This window comes from Oribacterium sp. P9, assembly GCF_046365365.1.
GTDB lineage: Bacteria > Bacillota > Clostridia > Lachnospirales > Lachnospiraceae > Oribacterium.
In genome coordinates this window covers 1-13,077 of sequence record NZ_JBKEIS010000010.1, presented here as the reverse complement: position 1 = coordinate 13,077, position 13,077 = coordinate 1, and the positions used below count along the sequence as shown (strand labels likewise).

14 protein-coding genes and 3 pseudogenes are annotated in these 13,077 nt (G+C 46.3%); 2 read left to right on the top strand and 15 right to left on the bottom strand.

The window, feature by feature from the left end; all coding sequences use genetic code 11:
* Window positions 1-168: 168 nt before the first annotated feature.
* The 6 genes from ACK8P7_RS07300 to ACK8P7_RS07275 form a co-directional block, all read right to left on the bottom strand.
* Window positions 169-816, bottom strand: a complete 648-nt coding sequence (locus ACK8P7_RS07300) for a hypothetical protein (protein ID WP_410043561.1) — start codon at window positions 814-816, stop codon at window positions 169-171.
* A gap of 238 nt (window positions 817-1,054) precedes the next feature.
* Entirely contained in the window at window positions 1,055-1,378 is a 324-nt protein-coding gene (locus ACK8P7_RS07295) for an LPS biosynthesis protein (protein WP_410043560.1), read from the bottom strand.
* Window positions 1,379-1,436: 58 nt separating this feature from the next.
* Complete coding sequence (locus ACK8P7_RS07290) at window positions 1,437-1,850, bottom strand: EamA family transporter (protein ID WP_410043559.1); 414 nt, start codon at window positions 1,848-1,850, stop codon at window positions 1,437-1,439.
* A 3-nt stretch (window positions 1,851-1,853) separates the two neighbouring features.
* The gene (locus ACK8P7_RS07285) at window positions 1,854-2,138 is read right to left on the bottom strand and encodes a hypothetical protein (protein ID WP_410043558.1); all 285 of its coding nucleotides are present in this window, start codon (window positions 2,136-2,138) and stop codon (window positions 1,854-1,856) included.
* A 721-nt stretch (window positions 2,139-2,859) separates the two neighbouring features.
* Window positions 2,860-3,357, bottom strand: a complete 498-nt coding sequence (locus tag ACK8P7_RS07280; protein WP_410043612.1) for a methylated-DNA--[protein]-cysteine S-methyltransferase — start codon at window positions 3,355-3,357, stop codon at window positions 2,860-2,862.
* Window positions 3,358-3,377: 20 nt separating this feature from the next.
* Entirely contained in the window at window positions 3,378-3,716 is a 339-nt protein-coding gene (locus ACK8P7_RS07275; protein WP_410043557.1) for a winged helix-turn-helix transcriptional regulator, read from the bottom strand.
* A 142-nt stretch (window positions 3,717-3,858) separates the two neighbouring features.
* On the opposite strand from ACK8P7_RS07275, the pseudogene ACK8P7_RS07270 reads away from it, so the two are divergent.
* Window positions 3,859-4,113 (top strand): annotated as a pseudogene (locus tag ACK8P7_RS07270) (cupin domain-containing protein); the annotation flags it as partial.
* Here ACK8P7_RS07270 and ACK8P7_RS07265 read toward each other — a convergent pair.
* The 5 genes and pseudogenes from ACK8P7_RS07265 to ACK8P7_RS07245 form a co-directional block, all read right to left on the bottom strand.
* Window positions 4,083-4,367 (bottom strand): annotated as a pseudogene (locus tag ACK8P7_RS07265) (flavodoxin); the annotation flags it as partial. The pseudogenes ACK8P7_RS07270 and ACK8P7_RS07265 overlap by 31 nt on opposite strands.
* Window positions 4,368-4,435: 68 nt before the next feature.
* Window positions 4,436-4,687, bottom strand: a pseudogene (locus tag ACK8P7_RS07260) (LysR family transcriptional regulator); the annotation flags it as partial.
* Between the two features lie 97 nt (window positions 4,688-4,784).
* Window positions 4,785-6,380: a diguanylate cyclase domain-containing protein gene (locus tag ACK8P7_RS07255; RefSeq protein ID WP_410043556.1), complete on the bottom strand. Its 1,596-nt coding sequence runs from the start codon at window positions 6,378-6,380 to the stop codon at window positions 4,785-4,787.
* 360 nt (window positions 6,381-6,740) lie between these two features.
* A complete protein-coding gene (locus ACK8P7_RS07250) occupies window positions 6,741-7,196 on the bottom strand; it encodes a low molecular weight protein-tyrosine-phosphatase (protein WP_410043555.1) in 456 nt (151 codons plus the stop codon).
* A gap of 207 nt (window positions 7,197-7,403) precedes the next feature.
* Window positions 7,404-7,943 carry a flavodoxin family protein gene (locus ACK8P7_RS07245; RefSeq protein WP_410043554.1) on the bottom strand — a complete coding sequence of 180 codons (540 nt, stop codon included), beginning with the start codon at window positions 7,941-7,943 and terminating at the stop codon, window positions 7,404-7,406.
* Between the two features lie 758 nt (window positions 7,944-8,701).
* On the opposite strand from ACK8P7_RS07245, the gene ACK8P7_RS07240 reads away from it, so the two are divergent.
* Window positions 8,702-9,814: a linear amide C-N hydrolase gene (locus ACK8P7_RS07240; protein ID WP_410043553.1), complete on the top strand. Its 1,113-nt coding sequence runs from the start codon at window positions 8,702-8,704 to the stop codon at window positions 9,812-9,814.
* Between the two features lie 30 nt (window positions 9,815-9,844).
* Here the strand turns inward: ACK8P7_RS07240 and yaaA are convergent, their stop codons facing one another.
* The 4 genes from yaaA to trxA form a co-directional block, all read right to left on the bottom strand.
* The gene (yaaA, locus tag ACK8P7_RS07235) at window positions 9,845-10,609 is read right to left on the bottom strand and encodes a peroxide stress protein YaaA (RefSeq protein ID WP_410043552.1); all 765 of its coding nucleotides are present in this window, start codon (window positions 10,607-10,609) and stop codon (window positions 9,845-9,847) included.
* The gene (bcp, locus tag ACK8P7_RS07230) at window positions 10,609-11,064 is read right to left on the bottom strand and encodes a thioredoxin-dependent thiol peroxidase (protein ID WP_410043551.1); all 456 of its coding nucleotides are present in this window, start codon (window positions 11,062-11,064) and stop codon (window positions 10,609-10,611) included. Before bcp ends, yaaA begins: the two co-directional genes overlap by 1 nt.
* Window positions 11,065-11,105: 41 nt before the next feature.
* Window positions 11,106-12,038, bottom strand: a complete 933-nt coding sequence (gene trxB / locus ACK8P7_RS07225; protein ID WP_410043550.1) for a thioredoxin-disulfide reductase — start codon at window positions 12,036-12,038, stop codon at window positions 11,106-11,108.
* 162 nt (window positions 12,039-12,200) lie between these two features.
* Window positions 12,201-12,527: a thioredoxin gene (gene trxA / locus ACK8P7_RS07220; RefSeq protein WP_410043549.1), complete on the bottom strand. Its 327-nt coding sequence runs from the start codon at window positions 12,525-12,527 to the stop codon at window positions 12,201-12,203.
* Window positions 12,528-13,077: the final 550 nt, after the last annotated feature.

Here is a 13,077-nt window from a genome sequence, read left to right as displayed (position 1 = left end):
AGTTTCACCATAGTTTCTTAAGAAATTTCACCTCGTTTTACAGATTTTTAAGATACGAAAAAGAAGTGCCGGAAACGGATCTCCGCACTTCTTTTCTTAAGAATTTTGTAAGGGGGTCTGACCCCATAAACTTGAATTTTAGATTTTGTTTAGAAATATTTAATGGGGTCAGACCCCTTTCGTGATGTCCTGCAGCAGTTCGAGGAGGCCGTCGGCAGATCTGCCATCGAAGCTTTCCGTGAGCTGCTGTCCGTCTGCAGACCAGGTGAGCTCCAGCTTACTGTCGGTGCCGTCGAGAAGCTCCGGGTTCGGTGACTGATATGGAGCGAGTTCTGCTTTTCGCAGATAGTTCGCCAGCTCCTGCCAGCGCTCATGAGGGATACGCGGGCAGCGCTCCAGCTTGTAGATGAACATCTCATCTCCGAGCTCGAAGCGCTCACGCGTCTCTGGATCTGTATAGGAGCAGTAAAGATACGGCTGATCCGGATTCTCCTCCGTGGTCTTCAAACAGAAATCGAAACACTCGTCATGATTCATCGCACTCTGATGCCAGGAAAGCTCCACCAGAGCTGCTGTTTTCGAAAGCGCCAGCGTCATCGCCTGCTTCGGCTCCCGCGCTGACGCTGGCGCTGGCTTCTGTGCTGACGCTGCCTCTGGTTCTCTTGCTGACTCATGCTCCGCCTCGCTTTCATCCGGGGTTATATTTTCCATGAATGGTCCATCCGTAATGCTGTTTATAACAAAATGACGGTACAGGAAGAAAGCTGCTACGATGACGATCACGATTCCGCCCGCTGCAATCACCAGTTTCTTCATATGCTGCCTCCTGTTCTGCAAAGTCTGAATTCCTACCTGCATTTATTATAACATGGTATCAGCTTTTTTCTCTTGATTTTACCATCTGAGCTCAAGGCTTTTATGCTGATGTCTCCGCCAGCAGTCCGTCACATCCCTCCGCGATCTATGTCTATTATCCCCATCGCCTTTTCGATCATATCTGCTTTCATCAGCGTGTTTCATCAGCATTGCAGAGACAAGCTGGAATCTGACTTGCCTATTTTCTTAAAATCTCATGTGGAGCTTCTATTTCATTTGCCAGGGTATGCTCTGTCAATTCTGACATCAATTTCAACTTTTTATTAATCAATGGTCGCATACAATTTGGAACATGTTCCTGATGGGCTCTGTGGATTGCTACACATTCCTTACAGTTTCCGTGGTAACGACAGGCTTTCGGGCAAGGACAGTGATCTTTGTCTCTATACTCCTTACGAAATTCCGCTGCAAATTCTTCTTGCAGTCTCAGCCCCTCGACACGGTTTCCCTTATGAAATTCTACCATTGCATCCAGTTCTTTCTGGTTCCCTTCAATCTTCATGTTATTATAGCGCCTCCATTTCAACTATTCCTCATTTTTTGATAAATTCCAAGTTATCTCATAGTACCATCATCAGCGTACCTGCCCCGATCAGTACACAGCCTACAACATCCTTCACGGATACCTCTTCATGCAGCAGCAAAAATGCCAGCACGAGGGTGATGACCACGCTCAGCTTATCGATCGGCACCACCTTTGAGGCCTCTCCGACCTGCAGCGCACGATAGTAACAGAGCCACGACGCACCGGTCGCGAGTCCGGACAGAATCAGAAACAGCCAGCTCTTCCGACTGATCGATCCGATCCCACTCTGCGCATGCGTCAGAAACACCATTCCCCATGCCATCGCGAGAACTACCATCGTCCGAATCGCCGTCGCAAGATTCGAATTCACACCTTCGATCCCGATCTTCGCAAGAATCGATGTCAGCGCCGCAAACACCGCAGACAGTAACGCGAAAACAAACCACATAACCTAGCCTCCATTCAAGTCATTCATTTGCGCTTTCTGAAAGCGTATGCCCCTATCATACACCTTAGGCCAATGTCTCCGCCAGTAGTCCGTCACACCCCTCCGCTCCAGCGCCGCCTTCATCGGCGGATAAATCGCATTCCCGATCTCCTCCGTCGACGTCGCCGCCGAATCGATCACGAACTCTCCGGCAAGCCCCCGCCGGTTCACCATATCCTGAAAAATGTACTGTGCAGAAACGCTGCGACAGATGTTGCCGTGGCACACGAAAAGTATGCGATGTCTCATTATTTTTCTCCTTCTATGCCTTAAAACGACGTATTTTTGCGCTTTATGCGCAGTGTCTGCATTTGCTCGACATCTGCGTTCTTTTACAGAAACCGCATAAAAGGGCGTAAACGAGCAAAATGCGGAAGTCGATAGTAGTCAAATCGTAGTCTCCAAGGGGGTGCAGGAATACCGCGCATTTTTCGCATTTTCTATCGTTATAAGGTAGACTTCCCGTTTTTTACCCTAGGGGGTGCAAAATTTCTCTAGGGGGTTGCATTTTTAACGATAGGTCTTTATAAAAAGAAGCACAGGGTAGAAAATGCTCTGTGCTCCATATTTCACCGTATTCGATTCAGAAGCACCTCGTTCAATATACCATAGGAATAGATGAACTTCCACTTGACTTCCAGACGCTTTCATCAGCGTGGCAGAGACAAGCTGAAAATTGTTTACTGTTTCTTCTTTACAACGAAACCAATAACGAACACAATAATTGCAGGAATTACCAAAAACAAAGCATTTACTAACACCCACAAATAAAAAGGCGCAGAGTTTAGCGATGTTGAGTATTGAGTATAATCAACGATGCTCTTAATAACAAATACAATCAACAGAATGAGACTCACAATGTTGCCTATCATAGGTACTTTCTGTTTCATTCTAAACACCTACATAAATTCCAATTTGTACTGTTGATTCTTCTTGTCAATTCCATGCACACCATGGAATGTTCATCATCTCACAATACAGAGGCAGTATGCTCCAGTTCCAGCAGTTTGATTTTTTTATCAAGCCCGCCGGCATACCCCGTCAAGCTGCCATCTGCGCCCACGACCCGATGACATGGAATGATGATCGCGATGGGATTATGTCCGACTGCTCCGCCGACGGCCTGCGCTGACATCCTGGAAATCCCTCGCTTCTCAGCTATTTTATGTGCGATCTCACCGTAGCTTATCGTCTCACCATATGGAATCTTCAGAAGTATATCCCAGACCGTCATCTGGAACGCGGATCCCTTCGGATGTAATGGCGGTAGGAAATCCGGTTTCTGCCCACAGAAGTATTGATCCAGCCATCGCTTCCCTTCCAACAGAATCTCCGTCTCCTGCTCTAAGTATTCATTCGGTATCCGATCGTATTTTGAGCCTTCAGACCATAGTCCTGTCAGACCGACCTCATCTGCCTCCATCCGTATGCGCCCCAACGGCGAATCATAGTATTGAATAGATGTCATTTTAATTGTCACCTCATAAGCTATGCCAAATTCTGTTCAATAATTGATTTATAGTAGTTACCAAAGTCAGCAAGTGAATTAATAATTGGAAGCATTTTTGTTCCGAGTTCTGTTAAACCGTATTCAACTCTCGGTGGCTGTTCATGGTAATCGTGGCGATATGCCAGTCCATCACTCATCATTTGTCTTAAACTATCTGTCAAAACCTTTTGTGAAATACCATCTAGACTTCGTTGTAGCTCATTGAATCTCCATGGACGATCTTTCAAGTTACGCAAAATCAGCAGTTTCCATTTTCCTCCGATGAGAGATACTGCTGTTGCAACTGGGCATTCTGGTAATTCTTCTTTTGTTCGCATAATTCTTACCTCCGCGTCTATTGTAACACATTCAATTTTAAGTGTGCAGTTATAAAAAGGTGCGTACTTGTTTTTGTATGTGTCTCACACCATACTAATACCTGGCAAACAGAAACTACAAATTCACTATGGAGGTATTATTATGGCAAATTACACAAAAACAACGATTGGAAAGGAAAATCGAATTGAGCTGCATGAAAAGCTGTCTTTAACTGGTGCAGAAATCAGTTTAAACGAACTACCTGCAGGAGCAAGTGTCCCATTCGTTCATTCTCATAAAGAAAATGAAGAAATCTATGGAATTCTTTCAGGTAACGGCAAAGCCATAATTGATGGAGAAGAAATCAGTCTTTCAACGGGAGACTGGCTGAAAATCGCACCTGCTGCAAAGCGCCAGATTGGGAATCCCAGAAGGATCTCGTCATAAGAACTCATATCCATCTTTTTCTTTATAATCTCCGGTCTGTATTTCTTATCACTCATTTCCACACTGCTGCGGGATTTTTTATTCATCCAGTCAAGATCCGCCTTTGTATATGGAACTTTTGGCTCAATCTCAAATAAATCCGCTTTTGCTTCCTCTGCAATCATTGCTGCTACTTTTTTTGTTGTCCCGCTTGCACTGAAAAATGCGACTAAATTTTTACTCATAATAAAAATCCCCTTTCTTTGCGAATTTTTCGTATAAAAATAGATGTATAAGATTTGAATCTCTCTTATACATCTATTTTATACCTGATATTTTTATTATGTCTAATGCTTATATTGGCACGCCTTTTTAATAAAATCCCCTCTTCAGTAAGCGAAATTTTCTTCCCGCTTCGAATAAATAATATTACTCCAAGCTCCTCTTCAAATGCCGCCATTTGTCTGGATAGCGTTGGCTGGGTAATATGCAATTGTTCTGCTGCTTTTGTAAAGCTCTGTTCTTTTGCCACCGTCAGAAAATATCGCAATAGTCTTAATTCCATATTTTTTATTCCCACAACTTCCAATTTGTACGTATTTCTCTTAAACAGCTCAGAATGTGAACCAAGGCGATAAAGCATCAAAACAAGACTTTCCCTCTCACAAGCTGTGCTTTCTCCGATCTTTTCCTGTCACGATGTAGTATTGCTTCTTGTTTTCATACATTTCCGCATCTGCGGCTTTCAGAAGCGACTCAAAATCCGTGTCCTTTGTACCGCTTATCGTCGTACCGAGGGACGCGGTAGCACCCAGTTGTCTTTTTGCCGTTTCCAGTAGTTTCTGAAACGCCGGATATGTGATGTTTGGCAGAACCGCAATGAACTCATCTCCGCCAAACCGATACACATGACGCTTTCCGAACACAGATTTCAGCGTCTGTGCGGTCTGCACAATGAATTTATCACCGGCGTCATGTCCCTTTTGGTCATTTATTTCCTTTAGGCCATTTATGTCGCACATGACAATCGCCAGGGGAAAGTACTTCTCCAGCTTTTCTGTGTACGCCCAATCCAGAGCTTTTCTGTTTTTACAATCTGTGAGCTGGTCATATAATGCACTGTGCTCCAGTGCATCTGCATTATCGCGCAGTCTTATCATAAAAGAGATCATAAACTCGATCATATCTATCAGATTCGAGATCTCATGCAATTTCTCTTCGGGAGAATTATCCACACCGTAGAATCCGACCATCTTGCCGTTGATTTTGATTGGCCCTGTCACAAGGGTATTGACACCCTGAGGTTTCAGCCGTTCATAGATGGCTTCGCTTGTTTTTTTGCATTCTTCAATGTCATGGATGATGACATTGTTGGATTCTTGATATTGTGCAAACCACGCTTCAATGATGCCTTCATACGGCACATCCTGCAAGTTATCTTTTTCTTTGGATACGCCCGCTTTGCACCACTCGTAGGTGTTGTCAAACGTTCCGCGGTCATTCTGTTCAAAGATGTACGCTCGATCGGCGGTCATACGCTGTCCGATATACTCCACCAGTTGATTCAGTACTTTGTCCGGATTTTCTTCTGAAGCGGCATACCGAACCATGTCCGTGAGGAATCTCTCGTAATTCAGGATTCGTTCCTGCGATTCGCGCTTGCTGACTTCCAACATTTCCTTTTCCTTATGGTACAGGATTTTCTGGAGCTTGCTTCGCATCATCGTGGCAGTCAGAAGCATACTCAGCACCCCGTACAGAATAACATTCACTAGGTTTTTGGATAGAATTGGGGTGTGCTGCGCAAAGAAAGCAAGTCCGATATAGAGCAGCATACTGCTCAGAATCAGCCCGTTCATGACCGCCGTTCTGGCGGTAAACAGCAGCGGCGCTGCCAGTATGAACACAATGTAGTTAACAGTGAGCTCCTCCGGTGCAATCAGCGTTCCCGTAATAATGCCGAACAGCAGCAGCGCGGCAAAAAAGCTGTATACAACCAGTTTTTTCCCCAAGAAGCTTCTAATTTGACAACGAGAAATGCAAAAATAGACCAAAGAAAGGAACGTATAGACCAGATACACCCATTCATATTTTCCGATACTCAGAGAAAACACACTCACCAGCGTTATGACTCCAAAGGCAACAAGCGCCACAACAGAATACAGCCGCATGGCTTTCCAGTTTTCTTCCCATACATCCTGTTTTACTTTCTCATAATCACCACGACTAAACATAAACAACGAAACAATTTGATTCATACGTTTTTTCTCTTCAAACTCTGTTCAATTACCGCTTTACCATTTAAGGATTGGTCTATGTCCTTTTCTGGAAGAATCGTTTCTTCACATTTACCAAACACATCTTCAAATCCTTTTTAAAATGCACACTGTACATTTTTCTTAAATTCAGCAATGTCATTTTCGGACATTAGAATAAGTTCTAAGTTTATTTCTGTCAACTCCGTAAACTGTCATAAGTATCAGCCTGCTGGAGTGATTCTGGCAGGCTTCTGTTGTTCGTCGTTTTTTCGTTATCGGCAACTCGTGCAAAAATTGCACAAATTACTTTCTAGGACAAAATGCCACAACCAGTTCTTCTGTCTTACACATCATCTAGCATCAGGCCAATGTCTTCGCCAGCAGTCCGTCACACCCCTCTGCTATCTGCGCTGCGCACGCATCGAACTTCCGCGTGTACCACGGATCGTCGATGATCTCGTCCGGGCGACCGGAGTACTCCATAAGATAATGAATCTTCCCCTCCGGATCCTCCCCGAGGATGCGCTTCATATAGAACATATTCTCCTCATCCATCCCGATCAGAAGATCATACGCCTCGTAATCCGAGCGCTTCAGCTGCCGCGCCCGATGCGTACCGACCGGCACACCCCTCCGCTCCAGCGCCGCCTTCATCGGCGGATAAATCGTATTCCCGATCTCCTCCGTCGACGTCGCCGCTGAATCGATCACAAACTCCGATGCCAGCCCCCGCCGGTTCACCAGATCCTGAAAAATGTACTGCGCAGAAACACTGCGACAGATGTTGCCGTGGCAAACGAATAATACTTTCATCATATTTTTAATCATCCTTAATTATTTCTCAGGGACGTTGTACTTTAAGCTTCGTGATAACTACGTTCTACATATTCCGGCAATTCTTCTCTGGAATTAGCAGTCAAATCGCCGATAACAGCATAGAGCCAAAGCTCTATGCTGTGTGATCAAATGTATCAGATTTTAGAACAACTCATGTTCAAGTTACACGGCGGGAACGACCAGGCGTCAGATATCACTGCCCATCTGGTACGCCTGATCCAATGCTGGGCGACCGGCGATATCGCCGACTTCGTTTACGCCGCCAGCGAACACCGTGCCGGCCAGTGTGCAGCGTGGGAAGCAGTCGACCCAGCCCTGGACAGCCTTCTCGGTGCCCTCGAAGGTCTCCGCTGCGTCCTCTGCTGCAGTTGCGAGCAGGTAGGCTTTTCTGAATGTATAATCGGTATCATACAGCGGATTGGCGCGGTCCAGTATGGTCTTCAGCTGACCGCTTACACAGTAATAGTAGACAGGGGTAGCAAACACCAGCACATCGGCATCGTGCATTCTGGCGACGATGTCCACGGCATCATCATTGATCACGCAGCGACCGAGCTTGAGGCAGGCAAAGCAGCCATTGCAGAAACCAATCTGCTTTTCCCGCAGATACACTGTCTCTACCAGGTGCCCGGCCTCCTGCGCGCCTCTCGCAAAGGACGCCGCAAGCGTTTCAGAATTGCCGCCCTGACGCGGACTCGAGGAAATGATCAATACTTTTTTCTTCATTGTACTAGACTCCTTACATTCTATTTTTTCGTTATGCTCATGATAGCACCTGACGCTGGTTTATAGGGTATGACCCTATTAAGATTATTTTATGCATTTTTTATATGGTTGTTTTATATCCCATAACTTGAACATGTGTTTGCTTTATGGTAGTATAATAGAAGGTGCTATCATATACGGTAGGCGGTTAGTCCTTCGACAGAGGGACTGTGACCCTCTGATTACATAGACAAAATCTTTTGTAAAGGAGGGGTGCCAATGTTAACCATTGAAAGTCTCATTGCTGTATTAAGCTTCGGCTTAACCTGCTTTGAGCTTGGCTATACACTAGGTCATAAATCACACAAAAAATAATCGCCCCCTAGTCTGCTAAACTGAGGCGATTATTTTATCAAATTAGTATGCGGACTAACCGTCTATCGGTAGCACCTTTTGTAGTTTCATCTTAACACGCTTTTTCTCTTGTGTCAAAACGAAAAAGACACAGGACAGCATAGAGCCGAAGCCCTATGCTGTTGGATTACACATTCACCAGATTTCAGAACCACTCCTGTACATGCTACACGGAACGAAATTCTCATATTATAAAGAAAAAATTATCTCTGACCTGATGCCGCTTCGCAAAAAATGTTTTAAAACGAGGGTTCAAGCCGTAAACTTCCTTTAGGATATGGTATACTTTTTATGGAACTGTGAGCGCATCTATCTACAGCGATTGGATGTGAACGCCCTGCCGGAGACGGCGGAAAGGAAAGAATATGATGAAAAAGCCGCTTAAAATCACATTGATCTCATTGGGTGCGGTTCTTGCCGTTTTACTCGCTGGCGTGCTTGTGTTTACGGGCGTGTATTTTACCCGTTTTCAAACAGCTGGCAGCATAGAGAAGCTGACCAGTTATGACGATGGGTACAACCTTTACCGAATGGATGTAAAATACAATTACAGCCTTGACGACGTCATTAATTACGGCATTACCGATAATCAGACGATGATCGATGCCATTCTGAACGAGGCGCTTCCGATGCTCCCCGTGAGTATCAAGGTTCCCGACTTCGGCTGCACGGCGTTTACGCTGACTGACACCGACGGCGATGTCCATATGGGGCGCAACTACGATTTCAAGAATGACAGCTCGGGCATGCTTGTTTATTGCACTCCAAAGGGCGGGTATAAATCGGTCGCCTGCGCGGCACTCGATAATATATCGGCAAATGCCCCTGACGAAAGCATGCAAAAAAGGCTCGCAACCCTGACTGCTCCGTTCATCTGCCTCGACGGAATAAATGAAAAGGGCGTATCCATCGCTGTCCTGACGCTTGACAGTGAGCCTGTACATCAGGATACGGGGAAGCCCGTCATCGCGACCACGCTTGCAATCCGCCTGGTGCTGGATCGGGCGGCAAGCACGGAGGAGGCGGTTGAGCTTCTCAGGCAATACGATATGTTTGCTTCGAGCGGCAGGGATTATCATTTCTATATCACCGATGCCACAGGCGACGGCAGAGTGATCGAATACGACTGCGAGAGCAAAGCGCGTGAGTTTGTCGCAACGCCGATAAACGCCATAACAAACTTTTACGGCTTATACAAAGAAAAGGTGCTGCCGAATCAGAAAAACGGTATTTATGGTCACGGCAGAGAACGTTATGATGCCGTATTAGATGTATTTGAACAGCAAAGCGGAAATTATACGGACGATACCGTATGGGCGGCTCTGATTGCAGCCTCGCAGGAGCCAGATCCCGAAGATATCACGAGCAACACGCAATGGTCTATCGCCTACAACAACACCGACCTTACCGCCGACATTGTCCTGCGAAGACACTGGAACGATATCACGCACTACGGACTGACGACGAACGAAACTTAGTCCGCATACTGATTTGATAAAATAATCGCCTCAGTTTGCCAGACTAGAGGCGATTTTTCGTTCGAAAACATAGTCGGTATCGCTTGATAAGTCAGCTCTGAATATATAGCCAAGTCGGTCAAACTTTTTGATGTCTTCCGGATTCTCGATGCCATTTTCCGCCATGAAGCGGACCATTTCACCGCGTGCCATCTTGGCATAGGTGCCTTTCGTGACCATTTTATCGCCGGAACGCTCGCAGAAGGTAATCGTGATGTACCGATCTTGTTGTGTCAGATATTTTTCGATAGATTTCGAGTATTCTTTTGATGCCAGATTTATGATGGTTCTGCTGTCATCGATCACGGAGAGATACAGCGTATCTCCCCAGTAATCATACAGGTTTTTCGTACCGCCGATTCCGACCCTGGCCTGCATTTCAAGGCGGTATGGTGTCACGCCATCCATCGGCTTTAAAACACCATAAAAGGCGGACAGTATTCTTAGATGATGCTGTATATACTCCAGCTGATGGTCTTCAAAAACCGATGGTGCCATATACTGGTATGCGATGCCATCATAGGCGATGACCGCCGGCGTCAACCTGTGATGAAGATCCATACACTCCAGTCGGTGAAAGTTTTCGTCTGCGATTTGGTCGTTACATTTCCAGATGTCTTTCAGTTCCTCTTTGGATGTATGCTTCATCCAGTTGAGTATCTCAGCTGTATGGTCGAGAAATTCTGGTAATCCTTCCGCTTCTATGCAGTCATCATTTGAAATCATCTTTTTTGCAGGAGACAGTATAATTATCATCAGCTTAATTCCTGAAGCATTTTTTCTGGGTCATCAGCAGCCTTGACTTTATCGTTGGCTTTTATGATGACGCCATTTTCATCAATCAAATATGTGGTTCGTACGACGCCCATAGAGACCTTGCCATAGTTTTTCTTTTCCTTCCAAACATCGTATGCCTCGATTACCTTGCGCTCCGGATCCGCTAATAGTGTAAACGCTAAGCCATATTTTTCTTCGAATTTCTTGTGCGAAGCTACAGAATCCTTACTGACGCCCAGGATGACAGCGCCTTTCTCCGTAAACTGAGGATATCTCTCAGAAAAACCACATGCCTGCTTCGTGCAACCAGGGGTATTATCCTTCGGATAAAAATATAAAATTACTTTTTTACCAGCATAATCTGATAATCTGTGCATCGTTCCATTCTGATCAGGTAACTCGAAATCCGGTGCGTTCATTCCTACGTCCAGCATTATGTATTCCTCCGTCTTTGTGACATTCTTTTTATAGTGTATTACTTTGCGTTTCTCGCGATATACTCTTCCGCCATGTGTACGGCGACGGCACCGTCGGCCACCGCGGTGACGATCTGGCGAAGGGCTTTCGTCCGGACGTCGCCGACGGCATACACGCCTGGGATGCTGGTTTCCGTGCTTTCACCGGCTGCGATATAGCCGTGATCGTCGAGCGTGAGCTGTCCGTCGACGAGTTCGGTGGCGGGCTTTCTACCGACGCTGACAAACAGGCCGTCGCAGGCGAGTGTTGACTCTTCGCCCGTGACGGTATCCTTCAGGCGGACGCCGGTCAAGTGCTCGTCATGAAGCAGTTCCGTGACGGTGCTGTTCCACCGGAACTCAACATTGGCCGTATGCATGAGCTGGTCATGATAGATTTTCTCTGCACGTAAGCTGTCTCTGCGATGAACGAGTATGACCTTCTGCGCGATACGGCTGAGAAGGAGTGCGTCGGCGACGGCGGAGTTTCCACCGCCTACGACGACCACGGTTTTTCCTCGGTAGAACATCCCATCACAGGCCGCACAGTAAGCGACGCCACGGCCGACCAGGGCCTGCTCCTCGGGGATTCCGAGCACCCGGGGTGTCGCGCCGGTCGCAATCACGACCGTCTTTCCGAGATAGGTGCCGGAGCTGGTTACCACTCGCTTCGGCGTTTCGCTTAACTCCAGCTTCGAGACTTCCGCGTACTCTGTAACGGCACCGAATTTCTCCGCCTGCTGCTGCATTTTCTCGCCCAGCGTGAAGCCGTCGATGCCATCCTCGAAACCAGGATAATTATCGATCTGCTGAGACAGGGCCATCTGTCCACCTGCGGACAGCTTTTCCAGCACCACCGTGTCGAGACCGGCTCTGGCGGCATAGAGTGCGGATGTATAGCCACCCGGACCGCCGCCCACGATGATCATATCGTATACATGATTCGGATTCATAGAACTTCCCTCCTGCTCACTTTCGTTCACGTTACCTGCGCTTCTATCTTTCTATGGCGTCCTGGATGAAGTAGCCACCTAAGGTGACATCACTGACGCGATCACGCTCTTTCCATAGCGTCCTGGATGAAGTGGCCACCTGTGGCGACATCACTGATGCGATCACGCTCTTTCCATAGCGGTCTGGATGAAGCGCTCGATCGCAGCCTTCGAATCCGGCGCAACGATCGAATCGACCGCCTTTCCGCCGCGATATAAAACCAGCGTCGGAATCACTTCGATCTTCTCCGCTTCTGCAAGCTGCGACTCCTCATCGATATTTACCTTTCCGATGACAAGCTGATCACCGTACTCTTCCGCGATTTTCTCATAGGCCGGCGCGATCCTGCGGCAGTAGACACACCACGGTGCCCAGTAGTCAACTAAGACCGGCTTCTCTTCATGCATGGACTGTTCAAACTGAGCTTTATTCATATTGATGGCTGACATAGACATTACCTCCATTTTCTGTTTAACCCTGTATGGGTATCTAACTATGCTTTGTTACTATTTTTTATTAAGAACTATTCCTATTAATGTTATACTGCATAAGCCTGATTTGGTCAATAGAAAGTAATAATAATTATTGATTTTGAATGTCCAGGAAGGCTAAAACGCAGATTTTGCGAAATCTAAAAAGAGGTCTGACCCCATTACGAAATTCTTAAGATGCGTTGCTCGCCTTATAAAATGATGAATTGAAAAACGGCACCACGACAGGTTTATCCCTGTTGCGGTGCCGTTTTTTAGTTAATGGGGTCTGACCCTATTAAATTTTTCTAAACAGAATCTAAACTGAAGTTTATGGGGTCAGACCCCAATGTAGTCAACCCAAGGTCAACTTAAGATTGGTTACCAGAAGGATGATATAACAAAGGTGGCGAAAAATTGAATACCAGCGAAAAATCTTTAAAGAAGGCGCGCTTTAACAGAGCTTCGTTAAGAAACTCCTTCAGCGGTATTGATTTTGAGCAGAATTAAAACGCTACCTTTTTGTTGT

Excerpts from the sequence above, each read along its gene's own strand:
- ACK8P7_RS07300 (WP_410043561.1), bottom strand. The coding sequence starts at position 816 with ATGAAGAAACTGGTGATTGCAGCGGGCGGAATCGTGATCGTCATCGTA.
- ACK8P7_RS07295 (WP_410043560.1), bottom strand. The coding sequence starts at position 1,378 with ATGAAGATTGAAGGGAACCAGAAAGAACTGGATGCAATGGTAGAATTT.
- ACK8P7_RS07290 (WP_410043559.1), bottom strand. The coding sequence starts at position 1,850 with ATGTGGTTTGTTTTCGCGTTACTGTCTGCGGTGTTTGCGGCGCTGACA.
- ACK8P7_RS07285 (WP_410043558.1), bottom strand. The coding sequence starts at position 2,138 with ATGAGACATCGCATACTTTTCGTGTGCCACGGCAACATCTGTCGCAGC.
- ACK8P7_RS07280 (WP_410043612.1), bottom strand. The coding sequence starts at position 3,357 with ATGACATCTATTCAATACTATGATTCGCCGTTGGGGCGCATACGGATG.
- ACK8P7_RS07275 (WP_410043557.1), bottom strand. The coding sequence starts at position 3,716 with ATGCGAACAAAAGAAGAATTACCAGAATGCCCAGTTGCAACAGCAGTA.
- ACK8P7_RS07255 (WP_410043556.1), bottom strand. The coding sequence starts at position 6,380 with ATGAATCAAATTGTTTCGTTGTTTATGTTTAGTCGTGGTGATTATGAG.
- ACK8P7_RS07250 (WP_410043555.1), bottom strand. The coding sequence starts at position 7,196 with ATGATGAAAGTATTATTCGTTTGCCACGGCAACATCTGTCGCAGTGTT.
- ACK8P7_RS07245 (WP_410043554.1), bottom strand. The coding sequence starts at position 7,943 with ATGAAGAAAAAAGTATTGATCATTTCCTCGAGTCCGCGTCAGGGCGGC.
- ACK8P7_RS07240 (WP_410043553.1), top strand. The coding sequence starts at position 8,702 with ATGATGAAAAAGCCGCTTAAAATCACATTGATCTCATTGGGTGCGGTT.
- yaaA (WP_410043552.1), bottom strand. The coding sequence starts at position 10,609 with ATGATAATTATACTGTCTCCTGCAAAAAAGATGATTTCAAATGATGAC.
- bcp (WP_410043551.1), bottom strand. The coding sequence starts at position 11,064 with ATGCTGGACGTAGGAATGAACGCACCGGATTTCGAGTTACCTGATCAG.
- trxB (WP_410043550.1), bottom strand. The coding sequence starts at position 12,038 with ATGAATCCGAATCATGTATACGATATGATCATCGTGGGCGGCGGTCCG.
- trxA (WP_410043549.1), bottom strand. The coding sequence starts at position 12,527 with ATGTCAGCCATCAATATGAATAAAGCTCAGTTTGAACAGTCCATGCAT.